Here is a 22893-nt window from a genome sequence, read left to right as displayed (position 1 = left end):
AATCAGTATCCTGTAATCACAAGACATTCGCGAATCGTTGATTGAAAATAAAAAACATGTGAGTTCATAATCAACTACGAAGAAAAATTTGTATTACGGAGTAACGAGATGCGTACAGCCGCAGTGTCCCTTTTTGCTGCTATTTCCCTTTTCATTTCAGCCTGTACCGAAGAGACGATCCAATCCGCGTCATCATCGTCGGTGGCCGGCAAGACCCAGCAGGAAAAGCAACTTGAAAAGCAAGTCCGCAGCCTGGATCAGGTCTCGAAGGACATCATCGTGAACAACACGGTTCAGGGTGCCGTTGCGGGTGCCATTGTCGGCTGCGGACTTGGACTGCTGCTGGGTGGTGACGCCGGTGATTGCGCTGCGGGTGCCGCCGCAGGGGGGTTGATCGGCGGTGTTGGCGGCAATCAGGTCGGCAAGCAGGCCGCAGCCAAAAACGTCGAGATTGTAAACAGTAAGGCGGTTCTGGCCAATCTGTCGAATGTCAGCAAACAGCTGAACTCGGTCGAAGCGAACTTGCGTTCGGTTCTGGCCTCGCAGAACGCAGAACTGAAGTCGCTGCGTCGTCAGCTGGATGGCGGGCAATTGTCGCAATCCGCGTATAACCAGCGGGTCAAGGCGATCAAATCCAACCGTCAGGTGGTCTCGACCGAGCTCAAGCGCAGCGAACAGAATATGGACAACACCATTTCCGAACTTCGGACGGCCTCAAGCAAAGGTCAGCCCGGTTTGGGCGGTGCGACCAATGCGGCGGTCAGCAATAAAAACCGTCTGGCCCGGACCCGCGCATCCATTAATCTGCTTTAATTTCCTTTGACCCGCGTCTGTCTTTCAGGCGCGGGTTTTCCAATAGTAAGTGTGGTAAAATGACGTGTGATCTTTTCCGTTTCTCAAAACCAGTAGCTTTTGTTTCCTTGATTGCGATTGCCGGTTGTACCGGATCGACCGATCCGACAACGGCCACATTGTTCGACAATATCGCAAACCTGAATTCGGGCGAATATGACCGCCAGATCGCCAATAACAAGGCGCAGGCGGATGCCATTATTGCGCAAAACCGGGCAGCCGAGCAGCGCAACGCGCAATTGGCCGCACAACGGGATGCCAACAGTTCCGAAATCGCGTCGCTGCGTCAGCAGATTGCCGAAGTGAAGGCGCAAGGTGCGCAGGCGCGTGCGGCCTCGGCCTCGGACCCGGTGAAGCTGCAGCAGGTGCAGGCGCTGGATAACCAGCTGAGCGCGGTCGAGCGTGACGTGAACAGTGGCGCAAGTGCGTCGGTCGTGTCGTCCGAACTGAACCGGATCAAAGCGGCCTATCGCGCGTTGTCGATTTAATACCAATCACGTCAGGTCGGCGCTTGTCGACGCATGCGACGACCGGGACGTCTTGCCTGAGGGGGGTCTTGGGATCGTGACCTACGGATTTTCACGCAGATTTCTGGCGCTTGCCGCCGCTTTGGTCATTTCGGGCGCAGCCCACGCGCAAGAGGGGAAGACCCGCGCACCAGCCACCGGGCTGGCCATTTTGGATTGCGCCCCGGAAGCCCCCGCGCCCGAGGACAGTTGTCTTGTGCGCGTCCCGTCCGGCAATGAACGCGGCGGTATGAGCTTTCGGTCACTGGGCGATGCACAGGCCGATTTCGAGTTCGTCAAATCTGTGGACGATTTGCCCGGCAATCTGACGCTGTCGGCCACGATGGTTCTGATCGACCTGTCGGTGGGCGACGGCAGTGGCCGCCTGCGCAGCTGGAACCGCGAACGCGAGTTGATCTCGCGCGTTGTCAGCAACCTGCCGACGGATGAGAAAGTGGCGATCTATGGGTTTGGCAACGACATTGTCGAACTGTCGCCCTTTTCGACCAGCCGTGCCCGGGCCGAGGATGTGATCGAAGACCTTGAGATCAAGGAACAGAACACCCGCCTTGTCGCCAACGCCACCCGCGCCATCGAATTGCTGAGCCAGCAGGACGATGTGCTGCTGAAAAACCTGATCTTGATCACCGACGGTGATGAGGAAGGTTTGGCCACAGTCGAAGAAATCTCGGAAGCGGCCGAGCGTGAGGGTGTTTCGGTCTCGGCCCTTGGCATGTTCTGGCGGGCGCAGGGCAATGCGCGCACAACGCGCGGCATCGATGTTCTGAAACGCTTGACCGACCCGCAAAACGGGTTGATGGAGGAGGTGTTCCTGCAGAACCAATCCAATGCGACCTCGGTCGTGGCGGATTTCATCCGGTCTTATGGCAACGCGGTCAAAGGCTCGGGCCTGATCGTTCCCGTTGGCGATCCCGCGCCTGCGCGGATCACCATCGACATGATCCAACCGGTTGTGGGCCAGCCTGGACAGACGGAAACCAAAAGCTACTCGGCCGAATTCCAGCCCGTGGTCGATCCCACGCCGACGCCGGATCCAGTGGTCGACCCGGTTGAAGAGGATCTGATTTTCGGCCTGCCGGCGCTGTATGTGTATATCGGGGCCGGGGTTCTGTTGCTGTTGCTGATCCTGTTGATCGTGCTGCTGACCCGGCGCGGATCGGGCGATGACGGCGATGATCTGGAAGCGGGAGAGTTCGACGATGGCGACATCACCGGCATGCGCCCGCCGCAGGATGACGCGCGCACCGTGGCCACCGCTCCGCCGCCGATTGCCTATCTGGTGCGGGTCGATAACGGACATCGGTTCCCGGTGCCGTCTGGCCGCTCGACCCTTGGGCGCAGCAGTACGAACGGCGTGGTGATCCCGGATGGCGGTATCTCGCGGGTGCATGCAGAGCTTAGCGGCTCACCCGATGGGCGGTTCACGCTCAGCGATCTGGACAGCCTGAACGGGACGCTGGTCAACGAGCGCAAGATCAAGGGCGCACAAAGAGTGAATGTGGGTGACACGTTGGGCCTTGGGTCCGTTCGCCTGAAACTGGTCCGGGCATAACCCAGCGGCCAAACACACAGGAAAGGTGAAGAACATGGGCAACGACAACAAGACAAGCTGGCTGTTCGACAAGGACGAAGAAGACCTGAACGACGATATGGACTTCGGTTCGGATGACGGGTTTACCGAAAGCATTTCTCCGTCGGATGACGAGGCGACGCATGCGATGCCAAGCGGGTCGTCCTTCAGCGAAGCGCCGACGGAATATGTCGAGGATGACAAGACGCAGATCTATCACGGTGGCATGTCCAAGAATTTCTCGGACAAGGCCGAGTTCGACCCGATGGTGGATCCGATCACCGGCTGGCTGGTCGTGGTCAAGGGGCCGGGGCTGGGGCAATCGGTCAATCTGGGCTCGGGCATGAACACGCTGGGCCGCGACGGTGCTGAGCGTGTGTCGTTGGATTTCGGCGACAAGATGATTTCCGGCAATGATCACCTTCGGATCATTTTCGACGATGCCAACCGGGTGTTCTTTGCCGCCCCCGGCACGGGCCGCAATATCAGCCGGATCAATGGTCAGATCGTGGCGACGACCATGCCACTGGAAAACTACGCGTTGATCGAACTGTCCAAGCAGACGCATGTGCGGTTCGTCGCCTTCTGTAACGAGGATTTTGACTGGTCGGAACTGGCCGAAAGCTCTGACGACTGATCCAGATGACAATCATCAGCGGCAAACAGAGCCTGGGCCAGCGCGACAATCAGGAGGATGCGTTCGATCTTGTCTATCAGAACGAGCGTGATCCCAAGTCCGACATCCTGATGCTGGTCGCCGATGGGATGGGCGGCCATGCCGGGGGTGAGGTTGCATCCAACCTGGCCCTGTCGGCGTTCAAAAAGCACTTTGTCGGGGGCTCGGACGCGCCGCGCCCGCGCGACCGGCTGCAAGAGTCGCTGACGGCGGCAAACGAGGCCCTGCGCCAGCGCATCGCCACGCAGCCTGACCTTAAGGGGATGGGCTGTACCTTGGTGGCGGCGCTCAAGCTGGGGGACCGGCTGATCTGGGTGTCGGTGGGCGACAGCAGCCTGTTTCTGCTGCGGGACGGGCGGCTGAAAAAGCTGAATGCGGATCATTCGCTTTATGGTGAATTGCTGCAGATGGTGGCAGCCGGAAAACTGTCGCAGGAAGAGGCCGACAGCCATCCGCGCCGCAACGCGCTGCGCTCGGCCCTGATGGGCGACCGGATTTCGCTGACGGATGTCAACGCGATCAGCCTGAAACCGGGGGATGTGGTTCTGTCCTGCTCGGACGGGCTGGATACCCTGTCACAGGCCGAGATTCGCGAAATCCTTCAGAATGGCAAAAGCCGCGATATGCGCGGTGTTGCATCCGATCTGCTGAACGCGGTCGAGGCGAAGGGAAAGCCGAAGCAGGACAACACCACGGTTGTCGTCTACGCCCATGTTCAGGACGGCATGAGCAGCCTTTTGCGAGGTAGCCAATGGGCGTTCCACAATTCGGACAGGAATAACAAATCCCTGAAATACGCGGCGATTGGACTGGGGGCGCTGGCCGTTGTCGCAACGGCAGGGGCGTTGATTTTCAGCCAGGGCGGCGAACCCGAGGTCACGCAGGAGGAAGAGCCCGCGCCAACCCCGCCCGTGCAGCAGGAAGAACGGCGAATCGGTGACAGTTCGGTCGACGAAGATCCGGCAGTGTCAGACCCGGACGGCGATGGTCAGCCGCTGACGGAACCCGAGCCGGAGGGTCAGGAGGACCCGGATACAGGGCCCGCGACACGCTCGCCGGATGAAGCCGAGCCCGAAGCACCGGCCCCGGAAGCGCCGCAAGAGTCGGAAACCCCGCAAGTGGAAGAGGAACCAGCATCCGAACCCGTCCCGAACGAGGATGCGGCAGAGGATGGTGAACCCCTTGGTGAAGGAAGGTAGACCCAACAGTGTCCGTGCATCTGCCAAAGGGAGAAACCTTTGCCGGTTACGTTCTTGGCGACGTGCTGGGGCAGGGGGGGTTTGGCATCACCTACCGCTCGCGCAATCGCGAAACCGGCGAGCGGTTCGCGATCAAAGAGTACTTTCCGGCGGATTATGCGGATCGCGGCCCCAACAATGCGGTGTCGCCCACATCCGAGGGGCGGCAGCTGTTTCACATGGGGCTGGAAGCCTTCCTGCAAGAAGCCAACCTGCTGCGCGATCTGCCCCAGCAGCAGGGCCTGATGCGGGTGCGTGCTGCGTTTCGCAAGCACGGTACGGCCTATTGCGTGATGGAATATATCCACGGCGATCCGCTGGACCGGATGATGGCGCGCATGATCGACGCGCGGGGGTCGGTGCCGCAGGACCTGGTGATGACCTTCCTGAGGTCGATGCTGGGCGCGTTGGACGCGGTGCATGAAGTTGGCGTGGTGCACCGGGATATGAAGCCCGCGAATGTCATGATCCGCAAAGACGGTCAGCCGATCCTGATCGACTTTGGCGCGGCGCGGCTGATGGGGAAATCCAGCGGGTTGGCCTCGATGTTCACACGGAAATATGCGGCGATTGAGCAATTCCCCGCGGAAAAGACCGGTCTGGCCGGAGGCGTTCATGAAGGCCCGTGGAGCGACCTGTTCGCCTTGTCCGTGATCCTGTACGAGATGGTCTCGCAAAGCCTGCCGCCCAATGCCGAAGAGCGTTGGAAAGAAATGCGGGCCAGCGGGCGGGACCCTTATGTCCCGGTGCGTCAGAACCTGAAACGCAACCGCGTTCAGGCGCAATATGACGACGCGCTGCTGAATGCCATCGACATGGGCTGCAAGCTGCTGCCACGGGATCGCATCCGCACTGCCCGCGACTATGCGCGCGTTGTTGGTATCGACCTGCACGCGCCCCAAGCAGTCCCGCGCAATTCCGCGCCCGAACCGCGCAAAAAAGGGACCAACCGCCCAACACCGAAACCTCGAAAACGGGGTGGATCGCGGGCGGCGTCGGTACTGGTCTTGCTGTTGATCCTGGTCGTGGCTGCGGCCGTCATTGCATATGGAATCCTGATGTGAGTGTCGTGAAAGTTATCCGTTCCCTTGGCTTCGCTGCCGCCTGTTTGATCGCCATGGCTAGTGCGGCCCCGGCCCAGATCGTTCCGGAAATTGTTGCTGAGGCCGATAAGGCGATGGGGCGGACCCTGGTGGATCGGGGCGGTGGCCGGGGTGGCACCGGATCGGGCTTTGTTCTGTCGGAACTGCCCGAAGGCAACGGGTATTACTATATCACCAACCATCACGTCATTGATGGCGGCCAGTATATTCAGGTCGGGTTCAAACAGGGTGATCGGGTATTCTTTTACGACGCGCAGGTGCTGCATGCCTCGCGCGAGTTGGACTTGGCGGTTTTGCGGATCGTCCCGCAGGAAAACGGCGGGCATCGGCCCGGCATCCTGTCGCTGCGCGAAGGCAAGGCGCTGAAGGGCGAACAGGTTGCCGCCATCGGCTATCCGGGATCGTCAGATCAGATCAACGCGGGCGGCGATATGCTGCCGTTTCTGGAACCAACTCTGACCCAAGGCGCGATCAGCAAGGTGGCACCGGGATCGTTTAACGAAACCGGCCGGACGCTGGAGATTGTGCAGCACACCGCATCGGTCAATCCGGGCAATTCGGGCGGGCCGCTGATCGACTATTGCGGTTCGGTTCTGGGCATCAACACGGTGATCTCAGTCTGGAGCTCGGATGGCGTTACACCCACGAACAACACGTTCTGGGCCTCGTCCGCGAACCCCATTGCCGGGTTTTTGCGGGATACGGGTATCCCGTTCACGTCCCATCAACAGGAATGCGATCCGGAAAACCCGGAAATGGTGAACCCCGCCGGGGGTGACAACAGCCTGCTGATCATTCTGGCGGTTCTTTGCGGGGCCGGGGCCCTGGTGATCGGCGGGATCTACTATGTTGCGTCGCAAAACAAGGGCGATGACGGGTCAAAATCCTTGCGTGGCGGGGGTGTTAAATCCTCGGGCCGGGCGATTCTGGCTGTCAGCATGGACGGGCAATCGGCCAAATTCAGCGCGTCGCAGTTGCAATCCGGCGTCACCATCGGGCGGGCCAGTGAAAACACGCTGACCATTACCGATCGCAACCTAAGCCGGCGTCATGCCAGCCTGTCCTTGCAGGGGCGCAAGATGATGCTGACCGATCTGGGCTCGTCCAACGGCACCAAGGTCGATGGCCGGCGTCTGAAGCCGAATGAACCGGTGCAGATCAACACCAAGTCCAAGGTTGAACTCGGGGGGGTAGCGCTTGTCCTCAGACGTCCCTGATACGGTTCTGTCGATCCGCAACCTTGGGATCGAACGTGCGCCCGGTTTCTTCGTGGTGATCGAAGAGTTGGAGCTGAACGCGGGCGAAACCATCGTTCTGGACGCGGTTAGCGGTGCGGGCAAAAGCACCGCGCTTGGGCTGATTGCCGGGGCGTTGCCTCTGACCGACCTGCCGGACAGGCGGCATGTGATTGACGGGGTTCAGGTCACGCCCGACACCCCAAGGGCCGCGTTTGCCGGGCCGGACAAGCTGGGCTTTGTGCTGCAAACCAATACTCTGGTGCCGTATCTCAGCTTGCAGGAAAACATCGAACTGCCGGTGCGTGTTGCCGGGCAGGTACCGGATGCCGAATGGCAGGATCACCTGATCCGCGCCATGGGGCTGCGGGATCTGACCACGCGCAAGCCGGGTCAGTTGTCCGTGGGCCAACGCCAACGCGCCTCGGTCGCCCGGGCGTTGCTGGGGCAACCTGCGCTGCTGTTGCTGGATGAGCCTGTCTCGGCCCTTGATCCCGCCAATGTGGCCGAGGTCGAAGGGTTGATTGTGCATCTGGCGGCCGAGGCCGGATCGGCGGTGGTTCTGGCCAGCCATCAGGCGCAAACCGGTGAATTTGCGGACACCCCCCGCGCCGATCACCGCATATTGGATCATCAGGGGCAGTCCTACTCGATCTTCTCAACCGCAAGCCGCGCGGCGGCGAGGGTGGCGTGATGGTGCGGATACCGACCCTATTGGCCTTGCGCGAATTGCGCCATGACTGGCAATCGGCTTTGTGTTTCGTGGCCGCTTTGGCCGGCGTATTGGGCCCGCTGCTGATCATTCTGGCCCTGAAAAACGGGATCATCGGCACCATGGTGGGCCGGTTGATCGAGGATCCGTCGAACCGCGAAATTCTGGCCATCGGGGCCGAACAGCACGACGCGGCTTTCTTCGCGGCCTTAGGCGCGCGGCAGGATGTGGGGTTCATTGTGCCTGCCACCCGTTCGATCAACACATCGGCCAATGCGGTGCGGCATGAAGCACAGCGCAAGTTGGAGCGCGCGGTGCCGCTGATCCCCTCAGCCGCTGGCGATCCGCTGATCGACGGCGAAGCGGTTGCGCCGGGGCGTGTATGGATCTCAGACAAGCTGGCGCAGGATCTGTCGGTATCGGCGGGCGATACGCTGGACATGATCATCGGGCGCGAGGTGGACGGCCAGCGCGAAAACGCGCGCCGCGATCTGCAGGTCATCGGCGTGCTGCCGCCCGAGATCTGGCCCCGCCCGGCCATCTTTCTGTCGCTGCCCGATCTTCTGGCGGTCGAGCGGTTCCGGGACGATCTGACCTCGACCCCCGCGAACTGGACGGACCCTGTGGCCGAGCCCAAGACCTATGCCAGTTTCCGCCTTTATGCGCGCTCGCTTGAGGATATCGGAACCCTGTCCGCGCATCTGTCCGAGATGGGGCTGCAATCGCGCCCACGGGCAGAAAACGCGGCCCTGTTGCTGTCCTTCCGGCGCAACCTGAACATTCTGTTCACCGCGATTGCGGCGCTGGCGATGTTTGGCTTCTGGGCGGCGATGTCGGCCAATCTGCGCGGCATGGTCGAGCGGCAGCGGGTGATCTTCAGCCTGTTTTCCATGCTGACCATGCCCGACCGGCAACGCTGTGTGATCCCGGTGGTGCAAAGCCTGACGCTGGTGCTGGGCGGTGTGATTGCCACGCTGATCATCATCCTGCCCTTCCTGCTGGCCATCAACGCAACGTTTGAAACCGCCCCGGGTGAATCCGTGGCGCGCCTTTATGTGGGAAACATTCTGGCGACGCTGGTTCTGGGGGCCGTGACAGCGGTGACCGCAGCGGTCTGGGCGGTGTTTGCCGTGCGCAAAGTCGAACCTCAGGAGGTGTTGACCCATGCCTAAACTGACCCGCCTTGCCCTGGCCCCGCTGATCGGTCTGCTGACCTTCTCCGCAACCGCGCAGGCGCAGGACATCACATGGCGCGAGAAATACTATAACCCGCAGCCTGCAGATGGAGACTTGTCCCTGCCCATGCCTTGCGGCGGGGCCATGACCTTTCGAAAGGTGGCGACGCCCAATACCGATGGTGTGATCGGCGATGTTTCGGTCGTGCTGGGACAGGAAGGCAGCGATCAGCCCTATCTGAACGGTCTGCGCCGGGCCTTTGTCTCAGGCGCGTTTGCCGACCCCGAAGGCGCGGCCAAGGGCTATTTCTACATGGCCAAGTATGAGTTGGCGCAGGCGCAATGGGATGTGGTCATGGAAGGCTGCCCCGACAAGGAACCCCGCCGCCGAGGCTTTGTTCCGGCGGTTGGGCAGACCAAGCTGGACTATCAGCGCTTTGCCGAAGCCTACACCCTGTGGCTGATGGAAAACGCGCCGGACTCGCTGCCCAGAGTGGGTGATACCCGCGCCTATCTGCGCCTGCCGACCGAAGAGGAATGGGAATATTCCGCCCGTGGCGGTCTGGAAGTCGATCAGGCCCTGTTCCGGGCCCCTTTGCCGCCTGTGCCCGAAGGCACGCCGCAGGATGAATACATTGCCCATGGCGGCACAGCTTCAGCCGGGGGGAAATTGCAGGTCGTGGGATCTCTGCGCCCCAATCCGCTGGGTCTGCACGACATGTTGGGCAACGCGTCCGAGATTGTGGGCGATCCCTTTGCGCTGGTGCGTCACGGGCGTTTGCATGGTCAGGCGGGTGGCTTCGTGAAGCGCGGTGGCGACGCGCGGACGCCTTTGGCTGACATCACATCCTCGACCCGGTTCGAAGTGCCGCCCTTTGACATCCTGTCCAACACAGCCTCGGCGGACCGGTTCACCGGCACCCGGCTGGTGTTGCAGGGTCTGGCGATTACCTCGGCCGATCAGGATCAGGCGCTGAAGGACGGGCTGGACCAGTTGGCGCGCCCCGATGAAGGGCTGGCGGTGGCGGCCAGCGAGCAAGAGGCGATGGACCTCTTGGACGAAATCTCGGCAGAGACCCTGTCGGATCGTACCAAAACGCAGCTTGCGGTGATCAAGGACACGCTGAACCGGGGCCGGGTCGAGCGCAACGCGCAGCGGGACCAGTCGATCCGCCTGATCCTGACCTCGGGCGTGCTGGTCTGTGGTCAGGGCATCCGGCGCTACTTGAACGCGCTGATCTCATCCCTGACCATCGCGCCGGAACTGGACGCGCTGGAGGCGGAAGCGCGGCAAAGCGGGGATCAGGCTTTCCTTGATGAAGTGCTGGCCGCCAAGGAAGACGCCGCCGCCAAACTGGCCGAGCTGGAGGCCAAGGCCAAGGCGGATATCGTCGAATACGCCAACCTGATCGAGGGTCTTGTCGATCAGTACTCGCCCGTCCTGCTCCGCAAACAGATCGATTTCATCTACCCCACCGAGGCCGAGCGTGGCCGCGAACGGGCGACCTGTCTGGCGATGGTGCAGGATCACATCGGTGCCCGCACTGTGGCGGGTTATTCGGATTTGGATCAGATCGCAGATGACTTTCAGGCCGTTGCTCTGGGCTTTGTCGAAGAATGAATTGGAAAGGTTGAAGAATGCGGGATGTATTGAACAAATCGCTTGAAGTGCTGGTCTGGATCACCACCGGCATATCCATCGTTTTTTTTTGTTTTATCGCGGTGAACATGCTGCGCCTGTCGCCTTTGGGACCGGATACAACGACCATTATCGCGGCGTTTCTGACCGTGGTGTTCGGGATCACATCCTCGCTGGTGTTTGCGGGCATCTGCTTTCAGATCATGGATATCCGCACCTTTAGCAAACACAGCGCCATCAGCCTGAAAAACCGGAGGTAAGGACGACCATGGAACATTCGGTACTTGGCCTGAAACCCGGCAGCGTTCTGCAGGACACCTACGAGATCAAGTCCCTGCTGGGCGAAGGCGGCATGGGGGCCACCTTTCGCGGGTTGAACCGGGCCAGCGGGCATGAGGTGGCGATCAAGGTCATGACGCCCAGCTTTGCCAGAAACAAAAAAGCGGTCGACCTGTTCCGGCGTGAGGCGAACCTGCTGCGCACCGTACGCAGCGATGCGGTTGTGCGGTTCGAAACCTCGATGCTGGACAAGGATGGCCGTCTGTTTCTGGTGATGGAGTTTGTGCCGGGTCACCCTTTGGCGCACTACCTGAAGAAGGGCGCGCGGCTGTCCTCGGACGATGTTCTGAAACTGGGTTTGCGCCTGTCGCAGGGGCTTGAGGCCATTCACAAGCTGGGCATCGTGCATCGTGACGTGGCCCCGGACAACGTCATGATCTCGCACGAGGATATCAATCAGGCCAAATTCATCGATTTCGGTCTCGCCTCGGACAGTGTGGGTACGGACAAGTCGATTATCGGCGACAGTTTTGCCGGCAAGCTGCGCTATTGCGCGCCCGAGCAATTGGGCCTGTTTGGCAATGAGGTCTCAGCCGCCACCGACGCCTATGCGCTGGGGCTGGTCCTGATGCGGACATCGGGGCTGAAACTGCCGGGTGAAGGTAAGGGGTTTGCCGCCGTCGAAGATCGCAAGACGGACGTAAAGATCACCGATCCCAAGGTCGAGCCGGGCCTGAAATGGGCGTTGGAGCAGTTGTTGAAAGCCAACCCCAAGGACCGCCCCACCGATTTGCCCGGCCTGTTCCGCAAGGCGCTGAGTGGCGGGGCCAAGAAATCCGCCTCGGCTGGTGCGGCACCTGAAAAACAACCCGCCGCGACCCCCGAGGCGTCGGGTAGCAGCAAACTGCCCCTTGTTGCGGCTGCTGTTGTTGGATTGGCCGTGATTGTAGGCGGCGCGTGGTATGTTCTGAACGGCGCAGGTGGCCCCTCGGCTGAAGTCAACGAATCTGTGGGCATCGCTCAGGATGCAGTCGCTGCCGACAACCCTCTGACTGCGGCTCGTGACCTATTGGCCGCGGGCGGGTCACAGAATCTGGATGCCGCGCTTGGGGCGTTGATCGCGATCAGCAATGATCAGGAACTGCCGCAGCAGGACAGGGCTGACGCCAATATCCTGATCGCCGAGATGTACGATCCCAAGACCCATAGCACAGTGACTTCACCCTTCCCGCGCCCCGACCCTTCTGCGGCGCGGCGCTATTATCAGCGTGCGGCTGATCTGGGCTCGGACCCTGCACGCGACGCCCTGAACCGCTTGGGCGAGTGAGGAGACGGATATGATGTTGAAACGGATAGCCCTTCTTGCAACTGCCTTGATGCTGGCCGGGCCGGTGCTGGCGCAATCGAAATCGCCGTTGCCGATCGAGGGCAAAACCAGCCTGTTCCAAAGGGTGCTGATCCGCGAACGCATCGACGCGCGGGTTGAACCTGATAGTGAAGAAACGGCCACCGCCCTGTCGCCTTTGCAGGTGTTCTTTGTTTACGAACGGGACGGCGACTGGATGCAGATTGGCGCCACCGATCAGGGTGACGATCTGATGTGGGTGCCGCAGACGGCGACAGTTGACTGGAACCAGAACATCGTCGCGACGCTGGAAGGCAGCGACAATGTGGGGCGGGTTCTGTTCTTCAACGACATCGATCCGATCTACGACATCATCGAAAGCGAAAATCCAGCCGGGTTGGCCAAGGATGCCCGGGATGAGGCACTGGCGGCGGAACAGGGCGGCACGCCGTCGGAAACCGTGATCGCCCTTGGCCCGCGTGAGACGATTGACCAGCGGCAGAACCTCTATGTCATGCCGATCTTGTCCACCGAAGAGGCGGTGTTCGATATCGGCCCCTTCGTCAATCTGTTGCAGGTTGCCGTGGCCAGCGCCAACGCGCCGAACCTGCCGGACGTGACCAGCCCCGACGCGACGGGTGATCTGAAAACAGCGGTGGTGTTTGTCGTCGATACAACAATTTCGATGGAGCCCTATATCCGCGCCACACGGGATGCGCTGCAGGAAGTATATCGTCAGGCGGCATCCTCGGACGCGGCTAATGCGCTTAGCTTTGGGCTTGTGGGCTATCGCGACAGCCTGCAGGCGGCTCCGGGGCTGGGGTATGACGTCAAAACCTTTGTCGATCTGGAACAGGGCCTGAATGTCGAGAATTTTCTGGCCGGTATCGACCAGATGCAGGAGGCCGAATCCAGCAGCAAGAACTTCCGCGAAGACAGCTATCGTGGCATCGAACATGCGTTGCAGGATATGGACTGGGGTGAGTTCGGCAGCCGGTTTATCGTGCTGGTCACCGATGCCGGGCCTCGTGAGTTCGATGACGAATACTCGTCCACCGGCCTCAGCGCGGAAAGCCTGAACCGGCTGATCCGTGAACGCATTGGCGGGGCCATGGCGGTCATGCACTTGCGGACCGAGCGCGGGGCAAAAGATCACCCCTCGGCCGAGGCAGCCTATAAGCAACTGACCGCTTTCCCGAACTCCGCGCCGTTGTATTTCCCGATCGAAAACGGCGATCCGGCCATCTACAAGGACACCGCCCGTCAGCTGGGACAGTTCGTGGCGCAGCAGGCGTCATCCTATCGGCGCAGCGGTGGCGATGAGCTGCTGAACGAGGACGCGATCATCGACGAAAGTGAAGGCGGGCTGTTCAGCGGTCTGAACACCGCCAGCCGCACCATGCAACTGGCTTATCTGGGCCGGACCGAGGGCGCGAAAGCGCCCGATCTGTTCGAGGCTTACGTGGCCGACCGTGATTTTGACCGCACGGGCCTGAAACCGCTGTCGATCCGGCTGCTGATCTCCAAGGCCGATCTGAGCAATCTGGAAGAGGCCCTGCGTATCATCGTGGATCAGGCCGAACGCAACGTAGTGAACCCCGATCAGTTCTTTACGCAGGTTCTGGGTGTGGCCGCGGATATGAGCCGCCGACCCGATCAGGTGTCGCGCCAGTCCGATCCCAGCCTGGCCGAGGCGGTGGCGCTGGACGAATATCTGGCCGATCTGCCCTACAAATCGCAGATCATGGCGATTACCGAGGATGACTGGGTGCGCCTGCCGATCTCGGAACAGCAGACCATCGTGAACGGTCTATACGACAAGATCGAACGTTATCGCCGCTATAATGAGTCGACGGATCAATGGGTCGATTATCTGGGAGCCGGGCCACAGGCGGGCAATCTGCTTTATCCGATGTTGCTGGACGATCTGCCCTAGTGCCCTGCGACCAGCGTTAGTGTTCCGGGCCTCGGGAACAGACCGAGGCCCGGATACTCACCCGGCAATCGCCGCTTTTTCGTTGCCCTTCTTGAACTGCTGGTCAAACAGCTTGCGGAAGCTGCCGTCGCGGGCCATCAGCTCGTCCAGATTGCCCTGTTCGACAACCGAGCCATCCTGAACCACCATGATCTTGTCCGCCTCCAGAACCGTCGACAGACGGTGCGCAATGACGATCACGGTCATGTCTTTGGTCAGGGAATCCAACGCTTCGCGCACAAGGTTTTCGGATTCGGCATCAAGTGCGCTGGTCGCCTCGTCCAGAAGTAGAATTTCCGCTTTGCGCAGGATGGCGCGGGCAATTGCCAATCGCTGTTTTTGACCGCCAGACAGGAATGCACCGTTCTCACCCACCATCGTGTCGTAGCCATCCGGCAGTTCCGAGATGAAGTCATGCGCATAGGCGGCGCGGGCGGCGTCATAGATCTCCTCATCTGTCGCATCCGGCGCCGCGAAGCGCAGGTTTTGCATGACGGTGGTCGAGAACAGGAACGTGTCCTGGCCCACATAGGAGATCTTCTTGCGCAGAGAGTCGAAGCTTGCGAGGCGCACATCGTGGCCGTCGATCTCCACGGTACCCTCCTGCGGGTCATAGAAGCGCATGATAAGACCGAAAATCGTGGATTTCCCGCCGCCGGACTGACCGACCAGAGCCGTGGTCTTGCGGGCTTCGAAGGTCACATTCATGTCGTCGATCACCGAGATCGAGCCCTGGTAGCCAAACTTCACGTTCTTTAGCGCGATCTCACCCGGCCCGTCAGGCAGATCCTCGGCATCGGGGCTTTCGATCATGGTATCCTTCTGGTCAAGCAGGCCGAACAGGAGGCCTACGCCGACCATGGCTGCCTCGATCTGGACACGCATTTTCGACAGGCGTTTTGCGGGTTCATAGGCCATCAGCAAGGCGGTGATGAAGGACATCAGTTGGCCGGCCGTGGGCTGCTCGGTTCCGGCAATGCCGAGGGTGCTGACAATCAGAATGCCTGCAATCGCCAAGCCCGCGAGGAATTCCATCAGCGGGCTTGCAATGGCCTGCAGACGGGCAATGTCATTGGCGCGTTTTTCAACTTTTCGAACGGCGGTATCCATCCGCTCGGTCATGCGATCTTCCAGTGAAAGCACCTTGATGACCCGGATCCCGGCGGAGGTTTCCTGCAGCACGCGGATGATTTCGGCCATCGATTTGAATTCGGCCTTCATAATCGTCCGGACACTTTTCAGAAGGTACCGGACACCCAGCAAGGCAACGGGGCCCACGATCAGGAACATGACGGACAACAGCGGTTGCTGATAGACCATGACGATAACCAGCCCCAACAACGTAAGGGCATCGCGAATGAAGCCGGTCACCAGAACGTCGATCAGTTTACGGGCGGCCTGAGCGCCATTTGTCGTTCGCATCAGAAGTCCGGAGGATTCATTCTTGCCAAAGAAACCAACGCCATGGCGGATCAATTTCCGGTACACTTTTTGCTGCTGCGACGCGACGATCCGGTTCCCCGCCCGCGCAAGGTAAACCGCTTGCACGAACGAAGCCACCGCCTTGGCTAGGAACAACCCGATGACGCCAAGCGCAATCAATGGGGCCCATTCGCGCATCTCGGGGCTGGTCATGGCATCTACGATGTATTCCATCATATAGGCCGACCCGGCAGTGGTGGCTGCCACGATGATCATCGCAACAATTGCGACAGCGTACATCCAGCCCTGAGCCCGCAAACTTTCGCCCATCAGGCGGCCCATATAGCCGGATCGCCATTCATTCCAGGCGCGCTTAATCATTGCATTCTCCAGATCATGAAACCATGCGCTCGCTCAGATAACCTATAATCATTTCTGCCTAAAGGGCAGATTGTATCACGTGACAGAGTGACCGTTTTCGATGGACGAGCTTATGACGGCAATATTCGCCGCGTAGGGATGCTCAGCTAGGAATGATCCAGCAGAGTTGCAAGAGGTCGGCACATTGCCGTCTACCCCGTATGCGCAGCATATGAATGCGCAAGGGATCAGTTGGTCATCCGGTATTATGTGTCTTATCGGTCACGCCGATCACCCAATATTACAAGGTAAAGCCGTTGCCGGACGCTATGTGGGGCGGTCTGATTAAGCCTCCGTTCAGCGCAAGTATTATTGCATCTCACCAAGCGTAATTCGAAATTTGAATAAGCAGTTTCAGTGTGATAGCCTGAGATTGGCCTATCGCGGTGCATCTTTGGGGGACGGGCTTCTGAGTATTTACGCCGGGCTTGTTGTTCAGCGGAAAACCGCCATTGGGCTCAGCGCACCCAACGGCGCATGCAGGTGCCGTTTTAACGCTTGTGAATGTCATGTATGGCCCTTAGAACCCCGGCAAATTTGATTAGGTGAAAGCAAGTGTCGATCAAAGCCGTAATTCTTAGTCTGCCAAAAGACGTAGACCGGCGACGCTCCTGCGAAGACGAACTTGCGCGCCTGGGTTTGCAGTATGAATTTTCGGACGCCCTTGCCGGTGATCAGCTGAACGAAACCGACCTGGGTCGTTACTATGACGCGGACATGAACCGAAGCAAGTTCAAACGTCCCCTCAGCGCAAACGAAGTGGCCTGTGCGCTTGGGCATCGGCAAATCTGGCAAGCTATAGCAGAGTCCGAAGATCACGTTGTTCTGGTGCTGGAGGACGATGCGACTTTTGTGCAGGACCCGACGGCCTTTCTGAGTGCATTGTCAAAATGTTCCGAATGCTTTGAAGATGTCATGATCAAACTGGATGGCGTTTCTGGCCGCAATAATCAGATACTGAAACCCTTTGCGGATCAGAACCTTGTCTTGTCGGATTGTCTGCCGCCCAGAACCACGGGTTATATTCTGGGGCGCCGAGCTGCGGCACAATTGCTTCGGGTACACGCGCCGTTTGCGCGACCTGTGGACATCGATCTCAAATTCTATTGGGAACACAAAGTCCCGATCCTGACCCTGGCGGAGCAGATGGTGGCCGAGCGTGGGGTGTTTGACAGCAACATTGAAGCCTGCCGCACCAGCAAGAAAAGCGAGTCGTCTATCGGCCGGTTCGTGCGGAACCTGTTGTACCAGATCAAGTACACCTACGGGCGGCTCAGCCATCCTCTGAAGCCAGAGATGATTGAAGGGCTGGGCCCCTTGCTGCGCACGGATAACACGCTTCGGAACCGTATATGAAAAAGAACCTTGTCGTCGTCCGTGCGGGCGGCAAATCCCTCCACACCCGTTGGACGGAGATTCCCTATGAAGACCGGAACTATGACCTTCTGATCAGTTTTTTCTCGGACGAGGCTTTTGCGGCGTTCCAGCCGGAGCCTGGGGTCGAGGCGGTTCTGATCAAGGGCGGGAAGTGGGACGGGCTGTTCGCAACCCTGTCAGACCGGGATTTGGATGCGTATGATTTCTACTGGCTGCCCGATGACGATCTGGACATCAGCGCGCAGGATGTGAACGCGTTGTTTGATGCGATGAACACGCATGGTCTGAGGATCGCGCAGCCTTCGCTCAGCCCCGAAAGCTACTTCTCGCATTTCGTATTCAGCCAATGCCCCGGATTTGTGCTGCGATACACCAACTACATCGAGATCATGGCCCCCTGTCTGCATCGAGATGTTCTCAGGAAGGCCCTGCCTTTGTTCCGCGGTACGATGAGCGGCTATGGTCTGGACTATATCTGGTGCCGCTGGGACGAGGCCGGAGCATATCGCACTGCCATTCTGGACGGGATTGCAATGCATCATACCCGACCCATCGGCAAGAACCTGAAGGCGGTGATGGCTGAGACGGGCAACCTGAGCTCGGAAGAGGAAGAGGCGGTCTTGAAAGAGATGTTCGATCTGTCTCGCCGCACGGTCCCGATTGTCTTTGCCGGGATATTGCAGGGCGGTCAGCCAATCTCGGGCCGGGTACAGGTGGGCTGGCGCATGTGCCGGGGCTGGATGTCGGTTCTGCCGCGTTTTCGCAGCGCCAGCGAGGCCCGCGCCGGGATATTCAAAATCGCGCGGCGACAGCTGAGCAAACCGTTGGATATGACGACAATTTCCAAAAAGACCTGAGCGGGAACAGCAATGCGAGGGCAGAGTGCATCGGTGGAAGGGGCCCAACAAGACTCTGGTTGCAAGATATTCTGCAATCAAATATCGACACATACCGCCAACAGAAACCGAGAAGGCCGGGAATGTCTGGAAAATACTTGATGGTGGGCGCGGGCTTGTCCGGCGCTGTAATCGGTCGGCACCTGGCAGAGGCGGGCCACGACGTCACCGTCGTCGACTCGCGGGATCACATTGGCGGAAACTGCCACACGGCCCGCGATGAAAAAACCGGTGTGCTGCTGCATGTCTACGGGCCCCATATCTTTCACACAGACGACGCCGAGGTGTGGGATTACGTAAATCGGTTCGAGACCTTCCTGCCTTACAAGAACCGCGTCAAAACCACGTCGCGCGACGCGGACGGCAAACGCGGCGTATTCTCGCTGCCGATCAACTTGCACACGATCAACCAGTTCTTCGGCAAAACCCTGCGCCCGGATGAGGCTGAAGCTTTCATCACCCAAGAACAGGCAGACACCAGTATCGACGACCCCCGGACATTCGAGGAACAGGCCCTGCGCTTTGTCGGCAAGGATTTGTACGAAGCGTTTTTCAAGGGTTACACGAAAAAGCAATGGGGCCTTCATCCGTCGGAATTACCGGCATCCATCCTGAAAAGATTGCCGGTCCGGTTTAATTACGACGACAATTATTTCTTTCATCGCTTTCAGGGGATGCCGGAAAACGGTTACAGCGCGATGATCGGGGCCATTCTGGACCATCCCGGGATCACCGTGCATCTGAACACCCATTTCACCAAGGATATGGGCGCAGACTACGATCATGTGTTCTATTCGGGGCCGCTTGACGGGTATTTCGACTACCAGTTGGGGCGCCTTGGCTATCGCACGCTTGATTTCGAACGGTTTGACTATGATGGGGATTACCAAGGCTGTGCGGTCATGAATTATGGTGACGAGGACGTGCCCTATACCCGTATCACCGAGCACAAGCATTTTGCCCCATGGGAACAGCACGAAAGCTCGGTCTGCTATCGCGAGTTCTCTCGATTGGCAGAACCCGGTGACACGCCTTACTATCCAATCCGTCAGGTGAAGGAAAAGGAGTTGCTCGGATCCTACGTTGATCTTGCTCGTTCAACGGACGGAGTGACGTTCGTAGGCCGGTTGGGAACCTATCGCTACCTCGATATGGACGTGACAATCCGCGAAGCCCTCGACACCGCCCGCGCATTTGAGGCGAGTCTTAGCAAAGGCGAGAAAGCCCCTGCGTTCTTTGTTGCGCCGCTCTAAACGCCCGTTTTACAAAGCACAAAAATAAGGCTTCGGCTGCGTCCGCAAAGCTGTCGAAACATCTTGCACTGCGCTCTTGCTACTGCGTCAAAGCAGTCGGCATCGAACTCTTTTATGTGTGCCAGGTCACGGCGGACCACTTGCGAAGGGGGCTGGCGGACAAGGAGCATAGGACTCAAGCACCACTGAAACACGCAACGGCAGCTCTGCAAGCAGAATGATTGCGTAATTAGGGGACAACTTTGATTTTGGTCGGAGTGAGAGGATTCGAACCTCCGACCCCTGCCTCCCGAAGACAGTGCTCTACCAGGCTGAGCTACACTCCGACCGTGGCGGCGGGTCTATACCCGGTGTTTGGGATGTGCAAGAGGGATATTTCTATATCTCGCGGGCAACTGGAATAGGCAGGCGCGCGGGTCAAGCGCAGCTATGCGGGCCTTTAGGGCAGCGGGCCGGATTGGTAGAGTTTGATTTTCGTGCCGCCGTGATCGACCACTGGCCCGGCGGACAAATCAGGCAAGCGGGTGGATCGGGCGAGAGAAGGATTGCTGGTCACGATCCCGACGCGCCAGCCGGAAAAGCGCGCCAGCAGGGTCTTGCCGAGGCTGCCGTAAAGCGATCTGAGGCGTTTTTCATCGCCGATGCGGGCTCCGTAAGGCGGGTTGACGATGACCAGCCCGGCGGGGCCTTCGGGTGGTTTTATGTCGCTGACCGCGCGTTGGGTGAAATGGGCCACGTCCGAAACACCGGCCTGATCTGCGTTTGCGGTGGCGGCTTCGATGGCGCCTGCATTCCGGTCCGAGCCGTAGAACCTGATGGACGTCTGTACCTCAGGCCCGGTTACGCGCAGCGCGTCAAACGCTTGTGCGTCAAAGCAGGCGAGGTCTTCGAACGCAAACCGGCGCGAGCGGCCGGGGGGCAGGCTAAGGGCGATCTCGGCGGCTTCGATCACGAAAGTGCCCGAGCCGCACATGGGGTCCAGCACCGGCTCGGTCCCGTCAAAGCCGCAATTGCGCAGGAACATGGCAGCCATGGTCTCGCGCATTGGCGCTTTGGCGATGGCGGGTTTGTGGCCGCGTTTGTGCAAAGGCTCGCCCGAGGTATCCAGCGACAGGGTGCAGACGTCTTTGTCGATGCGCAGCATGACGCGCAGGTCTGCCTCGGATGAAATCGGCGCGCCCAGCGTTTCCGAGATGGCGCGTTCCACGCGTTGGCGCGCAGCTCCGGCATGATAGATGCGCGATTTGCGGCTGGTGGCCTCGACCTTCACGGGGATGCCGGGGCGCAGGAATGTGGCCCATGGAAATTTGCGGGCGCGTTTGTCCAGTTGTGCCAGATGAACAGCGGGGAAACTGCCGATCCGGACCAGAACCTTGTTTGCCCCGCGCAGGCACAGATTGGCGCGCCAGACCTCGGACCAGTCGCCCCGGCAACTGACGCCGCCGGCCACGCGATGGGCGTTTGCGAATCCGTTCTGAACGGCTTCGTCGCAGAGCGGCGCCTCGAGGCCCGGGGTCGCCGCCAAAAAGATCTCGAACTGGTCAGATGTTGTCATTTCCGTTGCTTACACCGGATAGAAACCGGGCGCGACACGGTTTTTTTTATGCTAGATTGCTGCCATTGTGCCTGTTCACACAGAAAGTGATAGGGTTTCCGCATTTTCGGCGGTAACAGGTTTGCGTTTCGCGACAGGCGCGCGTAAAGGGTCCGTGATCGAAAGAACGCCAGCGGATTTTGGCAGGGAAATGGCGCTTTTGCCCTCCCTTGGATGAGACAATTCGCGCTATCTCGGGCCATGACCCGATGGCAGAGATGGTCGGCGCAGGTAAAGAGGCTTGGAAGACAGTAGCGACATGCAAACTTTCAAACTGAAGAAGGGGATGGAATTGCCGGTTCAGGGTGCGCCTGAACAGAAAATCCATCCGGGGCCGGAATTCAAAACCGTAGCGGCGTTGGGCGCAGACTATCTGGGGCTCAAACCACGCATGCTGGTGCAGGAAGGGGATGCGGTTCAACGTGGCACGCCCTTGTTCTGTCACAAGGATGCGCCCGATGCGATGATGGTGGCCCCGCTGACCGGCAAGGTCGTGGCCATCAATCGCGGTGCCCGCCGTGTGCTGCAAAGTGTGGTGATCGAGGTATCGGACCCCAATGATACGGGCGTCGATTTCTCGGGTGTTGGCAATGCCGACAGTGCCGAAGGCGTGACCGAAAAGCTGTGCGCCGCCGGTCTGTGGACCGCGTTCCGTACGCGGCCCTATTCGAAAATGCCCGAACCCGGTACCAAACCCGCTGCAATCTTCGTGACGGCGATGGATTCCGAACCTCTGGCCGCAGATGCCGCTGTGATCATTGCGGATGCGGGGGATGCGTTTGCTGCGGGTCTTGGGGCCATTGCAAAACTGACCGAGGGCAAGACATATCTGTGCCACAAGGACGGCGACAGCGTTCCCGGTGCGGATATGCCCGGTGTTGAAGCCGCCGCCTTCGCGGGCCCGCACCCGGCAGGTCTGGCTGGTACGCATATCCACTTCCTTGAACCTCTGGCAGGCGACAAACAGGTCTGGACGATCGGCTATCAGGACGTGATCGCCATCGGTCGTCTGGTGCAGACCGGTCATCTGGACCCGAATATCGTCATCGCGATCAGCGGCCCCGGCGCGCGGCAACCGCGCCTGATCCGTACCGTCATGGGTGCCTCGACCGACGATCTGACCCGGGACGAGGTCAATGTCGACGGCACGCCCCGGATCATCTCGGGCTCGATCCTGTCGGGAACGCAGGCCGATGGACCGACCGCTTATCTGGGGCGCTTTGCCCGCCAGATCTCGATCATTCGCGAAGATCACGACCAGCATACGCTGGGCTGGATCCTTCCGATGCCGTCGAAATTCGCGGTGCAGCCGGTTCTGGGGTCTGCCCTTGCCAAGAAGCTGTTTCCGCTGACCTCGAACCTGAATGGCGGACGCCGCGCGATGGTTCCGACCGGCACGTTCGAGCAGTTGATGCCGCAGGACTACCTGCCGACACAGCTGCTGCGCGCGCTGCTGGTGATGGACACCGATACCGCGCAGGCGCTGGGTGCTTTGGAGCTGGACGAAGAGGATCTGGGCCTTGTCGGCTTTGCCTGTCCGGCGAAATATGAATACGGGCTGGCGCTGCGCGACTGCCTGACCAAGATTGAAAAGGAGGGCTGAGC

The 22893-nt window shown here is 59.8% G+C and carries 19 protein-coding genes and 1 tRNA gene; 17 read left to right on the top strand and 3 right to left on the bottom strand.

The window, feature by feature from the left end; translation table 11 throughout:
* The first annotated feature begins 108 nt into the window (after window positions 1-108).
* The 13 genes from ACR0C9_RS13775 (at window position 109) to ACR0C9_RS13715 (ending at window position 14287) form a co-directional block, all read left to right on the top strand.
* Window positions 109-813 (top strand): hypothetical protein, encoded by a 705-nt coding sequence (locus ACR0C9_RS13775; protein ID WP_170453949.1) that lies wholly within the window; start codon window positions 109-111, stop codon window positions 811-813.
* A gap of 107 nt (window positions 814-920) precedes the next feature.
* Window positions 921-1340 (top strand): hypothetical protein, encoded by a 420-nt coding sequence (locus tag ACR0C9_RS13770; RefSeq protein ID WP_170453947.1) that lies wholly within the window; start codon window positions 921-923, stop codon window positions 1338-1340.
* Window positions 1341-1416: 76 nt separating this feature from the next.
* Window positions 1417-2931: an FHA domain-containing protein gene (locus tag ACR0C9_RS13765; protein ID WP_480781257.1), complete on the top strand. Its 1515-nt coding sequence runs from the start codon at window positions 1417-1419 to the stop codon at window positions 2929-2931.
* Window positions 2932-2965: 34 nt separating this feature from the next.
* Complete coding sequence (locus ACR0C9_RS13760) at window positions 2966-3586, top strand: FHA domain-containing protein (protein WP_480584907.1); 621 nt, start codon at window positions 2966-2968, stop codon at window positions 3584-3586.
* A 5-nt stretch (window positions 3587-3591) separates the two neighbouring features.
* Complete coding sequence (locus tag ACR0C9_RS13755; protein ID WP_170453941.1) at window positions 3592-4824, top strand: protein phosphatase 2C domain-containing protein; 1233 nt, start codon at window positions 3592-3594, stop codon at window positions 4822-4824.
* A 14-nt stretch (window positions 4825-4838) separates the two neighbouring features.
* On the top strand, window positions 4839-5927 hold the full coding sequence (locus ACR0C9_RS13750) for a serine/threonine protein kinase (RefSeq protein WP_480626630.1): 1089 nt from the start codon (window positions 4839-4841) through the stop codon (window positions 5925-5927).
* 53 nt (window positions 5928-5980) lie between these two features.
* Window positions 5981-7183, top strand: a complete 1203-nt coding sequence (locus ACR0C9_RS13745; protein WP_480781256.1) for a trypsin-like peptidase domain-containing protein — start codon at window positions 5981-5983, stop codon at window positions 7181-7183.
* Complete coding sequence (locus ACR0C9_RS13740) at window positions 7164-7895, top strand: ATP-binding cassette domain-containing protein (RefSeq protein ID WP_480781255.1); 732 nt, start codon at window positions 7164-7166, stop codon at window positions 7893-7895. Before ACR0C9_RS13745 ends, ACR0C9_RS13740 begins: the two co-directional genes overlap by 20 nt.
* Entirely contained in the window at window positions 7895-9085 is a 1191-nt protein-coding gene (locus tag ACR0C9_RS13735; RefSeq protein WP_480708467.1) for an ABC transporter permease family protein, read from the top strand. The genes ACR0C9_RS13740 and ACR0C9_RS13735 overlap by 1 nt, the downstream gene beginning before the upstream one ends.
* Window positions 9078-10709, top strand: coding sequence for an SUMF1/EgtB/PvdO family nonheme iron enzyme (locus ACR0C9_RS13730; protein ID WP_170453932.1), 1632 nt, complete (start codon window positions 9078-9080; stop codon window positions 10707-10709). The genes ACR0C9_RS13735 and ACR0C9_RS13730 overlap by 8 nt, the downstream gene beginning before the upstream one ends.
* A gap of 17 nt (window positions 10710-10726) precedes the next feature.
* Window positions 10727-10987, top strand: coding sequence for a hypothetical protein (locus tag ACR0C9_RS13725; RefSeq protein WP_170453926.1), 261 nt, complete (start codon window positions 10727-10729; stop codon window positions 10985-10987).
* A gap of 8 nt (window positions 10988-10995) precedes the next feature.
* Entirely contained in the window at window positions 10996-12333 is a 1338-nt protein-coding gene (locus ACR0C9_RS13720; RefSeq protein ID WP_170453925.1) for a serine/threonine-protein kinase, read from the top strand.
* A gap of 13 nt (window positions 12334-12346) precedes the next feature.
* Window positions 12347-14287 carry a vWA domain-containing protein gene (locus ACR0C9_RS13715; protein WP_170736268.1) on the top strand — a complete coding sequence of 647 codons (1941 nt, stop codon included), beginning with the start codon at window positions 12347-12349 and terminating at the stop codon, window positions 14285-14287.
* A gap of 57 nt (window positions 14288-14344) precedes the next feature.
* Here ACR0C9_RS13715 and ACR0C9_RS13710 read toward each other — a convergent pair whose 3' ends face one another.
* Complete coding sequence (locus ACR0C9_RS13710; protein ID WP_480781254.1) at window positions 14345-16129, bottom strand: ABC transporter ATP-binding protein; 1785 nt, start codon at window positions 16127-16129, stop codon at window positions 14345-14347.
* A 594-nt stretch (window positions 16130-16723) separates the two neighbouring features.
* On the opposite strand from ACR0C9_RS13710, the gene ACR0C9_RS13705 reads away from it, so the two are divergent.
* The 3 genes from ACR0C9_RS13705 (at window position 16724) to glf (ending at window position 19694) form a co-directional block, all read left to right on the top strand.
* Window positions 16724-17524 (top strand): glycosyltransferase family 25 protein, encoded by an 801-nt coding sequence (locus tag ACR0C9_RS13705; RefSeq protein ID WP_170453922.1) that lies wholly within the window; start codon window positions 16724-16726, stop codon window positions 17522-17524.
* Entirely contained in the window at window positions 17521-18402 is an 882-nt protein-coding gene (locus ACR0C9_RS13700; protein WP_480584879.1) for a hypothetical protein, read from the top strand. Before ACR0C9_RS13705 ends, ACR0C9_RS13700 begins: the two co-directional genes overlap by 4 nt.
* A gap of 122 nt (window positions 18403-18524) precedes the next feature.
* The gene (gene glf / locus ACR0C9_RS13695) at window positions 18525-19694 is read left to right on the top strand and encodes a UDP-galactopyranose mutase (RefSeq protein ID WP_480781253.1); all 1170 of its coding nucleotides are present in this window, start codon (window positions 18525-18527) and stop codon (window positions 19692-19694) included.
* A 249-nt stretch (window positions 19695-19943) separates the two neighbouring features.
* Here the strand turns inward: glf and ACR0C9_RS13690 are convergent.
* A tRNA-Pro gene (locus ACR0C9_RS13690) sits at window positions 19944-20020 on the bottom strand.
* A 113-nt stretch (window positions 20021-20133) separates the two neighbouring features.
* Window positions 20134-21249, bottom strand: a complete 1116-nt coding sequence (locus ACR0C9_RS13685; RefSeq protein ID WP_170622246.1) for a THUMP domain-containing protein — start codon at window positions 21247-21249, stop codon at window positions 20134-20136.
* 298 nt (window positions 21250-21547) lie between these two features.
* Here ACR0C9_RS13685 and ACR0C9_RS13680 point away from each other — a divergent pair, with 298 nt between their 5' ends.
* Complete coding sequence (locus tag ACR0C9_RS13680) at window positions 21548-22891, top strand: Na(+)-translocating NADH-quinone reductase subunit A (protein WP_170453919.1); 1344 nt, start codon at window positions 21548-21550, stop codon at window positions 22889-22891.
* Window positions 22892-22893 lie beyond the last annotated feature (2 nt).

It is taken from the genome of Ruegeria sp. C12 (assembly GCF_056537745.1).
This window is presented reverse-complemented; position numbering and strand designations above follow the sequence as displayed.

What these genes read in the sequence shown, in the direction of transcription:
- ACR0C9_RS13710 (WP_480781254.1), bottom strand. Translation starts at nt 16,129, where the DNA reads ATGATTAAGCGCGCCTGGAATGAATGGCGATCCGGCTATATGGGCCGC.
- ACR0C9_RS13715 (WP_170736268.1), top strand. Translation starts at nt 12,347, where the DNA reads ATGTTGAAACGGATAGCCCTTCTTGCAACTGCCTTGATGCTGGCCGGG.
- ACR0C9_RS13700 (WP_480584879.1), top strand. Translation starts at nt 17,521, where the DNA reads ATGAAAAAGAACCTTGTCGTCGTCCGTGCGGGCGGCAAATCCCTCCAC.
- ACR0C9_RS13755 (WP_170453941.1), top strand. Translation starts at nt 3,592, where the DNA reads ATGACAATCATCAGCGGCAAACAGAGCCTGGGCCAGCGCGACAATCAG.
- ACR0C9_RS13735 (WP_480708467.1), top strand. Translation starts at nt 7,895, where the DNA reads ATGGTGCGGATACCGACCCTATTGGCCTTGCGCGAATTGCGCCATGAC.
- ACR0C9_RS13680 (WP_170453919.1), top strand. Translation starts at nt 21,548, where the DNA reads ATGCAAACTTTCAAACTGAAGAAGGGGATGGAATTGCCGGTTCAGGGT.
- ACR0C9_RS13775 (WP_170453949.1), top strand. Translation starts at nt 109, where the DNA reads ATGCGTACAGCCGCAGTGTCCCTTTTTGCTGCTATTTCCCTTTTCATT.
- ACR0C9_RS13720 (WP_170453925.1), top strand. Translation starts at nt 10,996, where the DNA reads ATGGAACATTCGGTACTTGGCCTGAAACCCGGCAGCGTTCTGCAGGAC.
- glf (WP_480781253.1), top strand. Translation starts at nt 18,525, where the DNA reads ATGTCTGGAAAATACTTGATGGTGGGCGCGGGCTTGTCCGGCGCTGTA.
- ACR0C9_RS13725 (WP_170453926.1), top strand. Translation starts at nt 10,727, where the DNA reads ATGCGGGATGTATTGAACAAATCGCTTGAAGTGCTGGTCTGGATCACC.
- ACR0C9_RS13730 (WP_170453932.1), top strand. Translation starts at nt 9,078, where the DNA reads ATGCCTAAACTGACCCGCCTTGCCCTGGCCCCGCTGATCGGTCTGCTG.
- ACR0C9_RS13685 (WP_170622246.1), bottom strand. Translation starts at nt 21,249, where the DNA reads ATGACAACATCTGACCAGTTCGAGATCTTTTTGGCGGCGACCCCGGGC.
- ACR0C9_RS13760 (WP_480584907.1), top strand. Translation starts at nt 2,966, where the DNA reads ATGGGCAACGACAACAAGACAAGCTGGCTGTTCGACAAGGACGAAGAA.
- ACR0C9_RS13745 (WP_480781256.1), top strand. Translation starts at nt 5,981, where the DNA reads ATGGCTAGTGCGGCCCCGGCCCAGATCGTTCCGGAAATTGTTGCTGAG.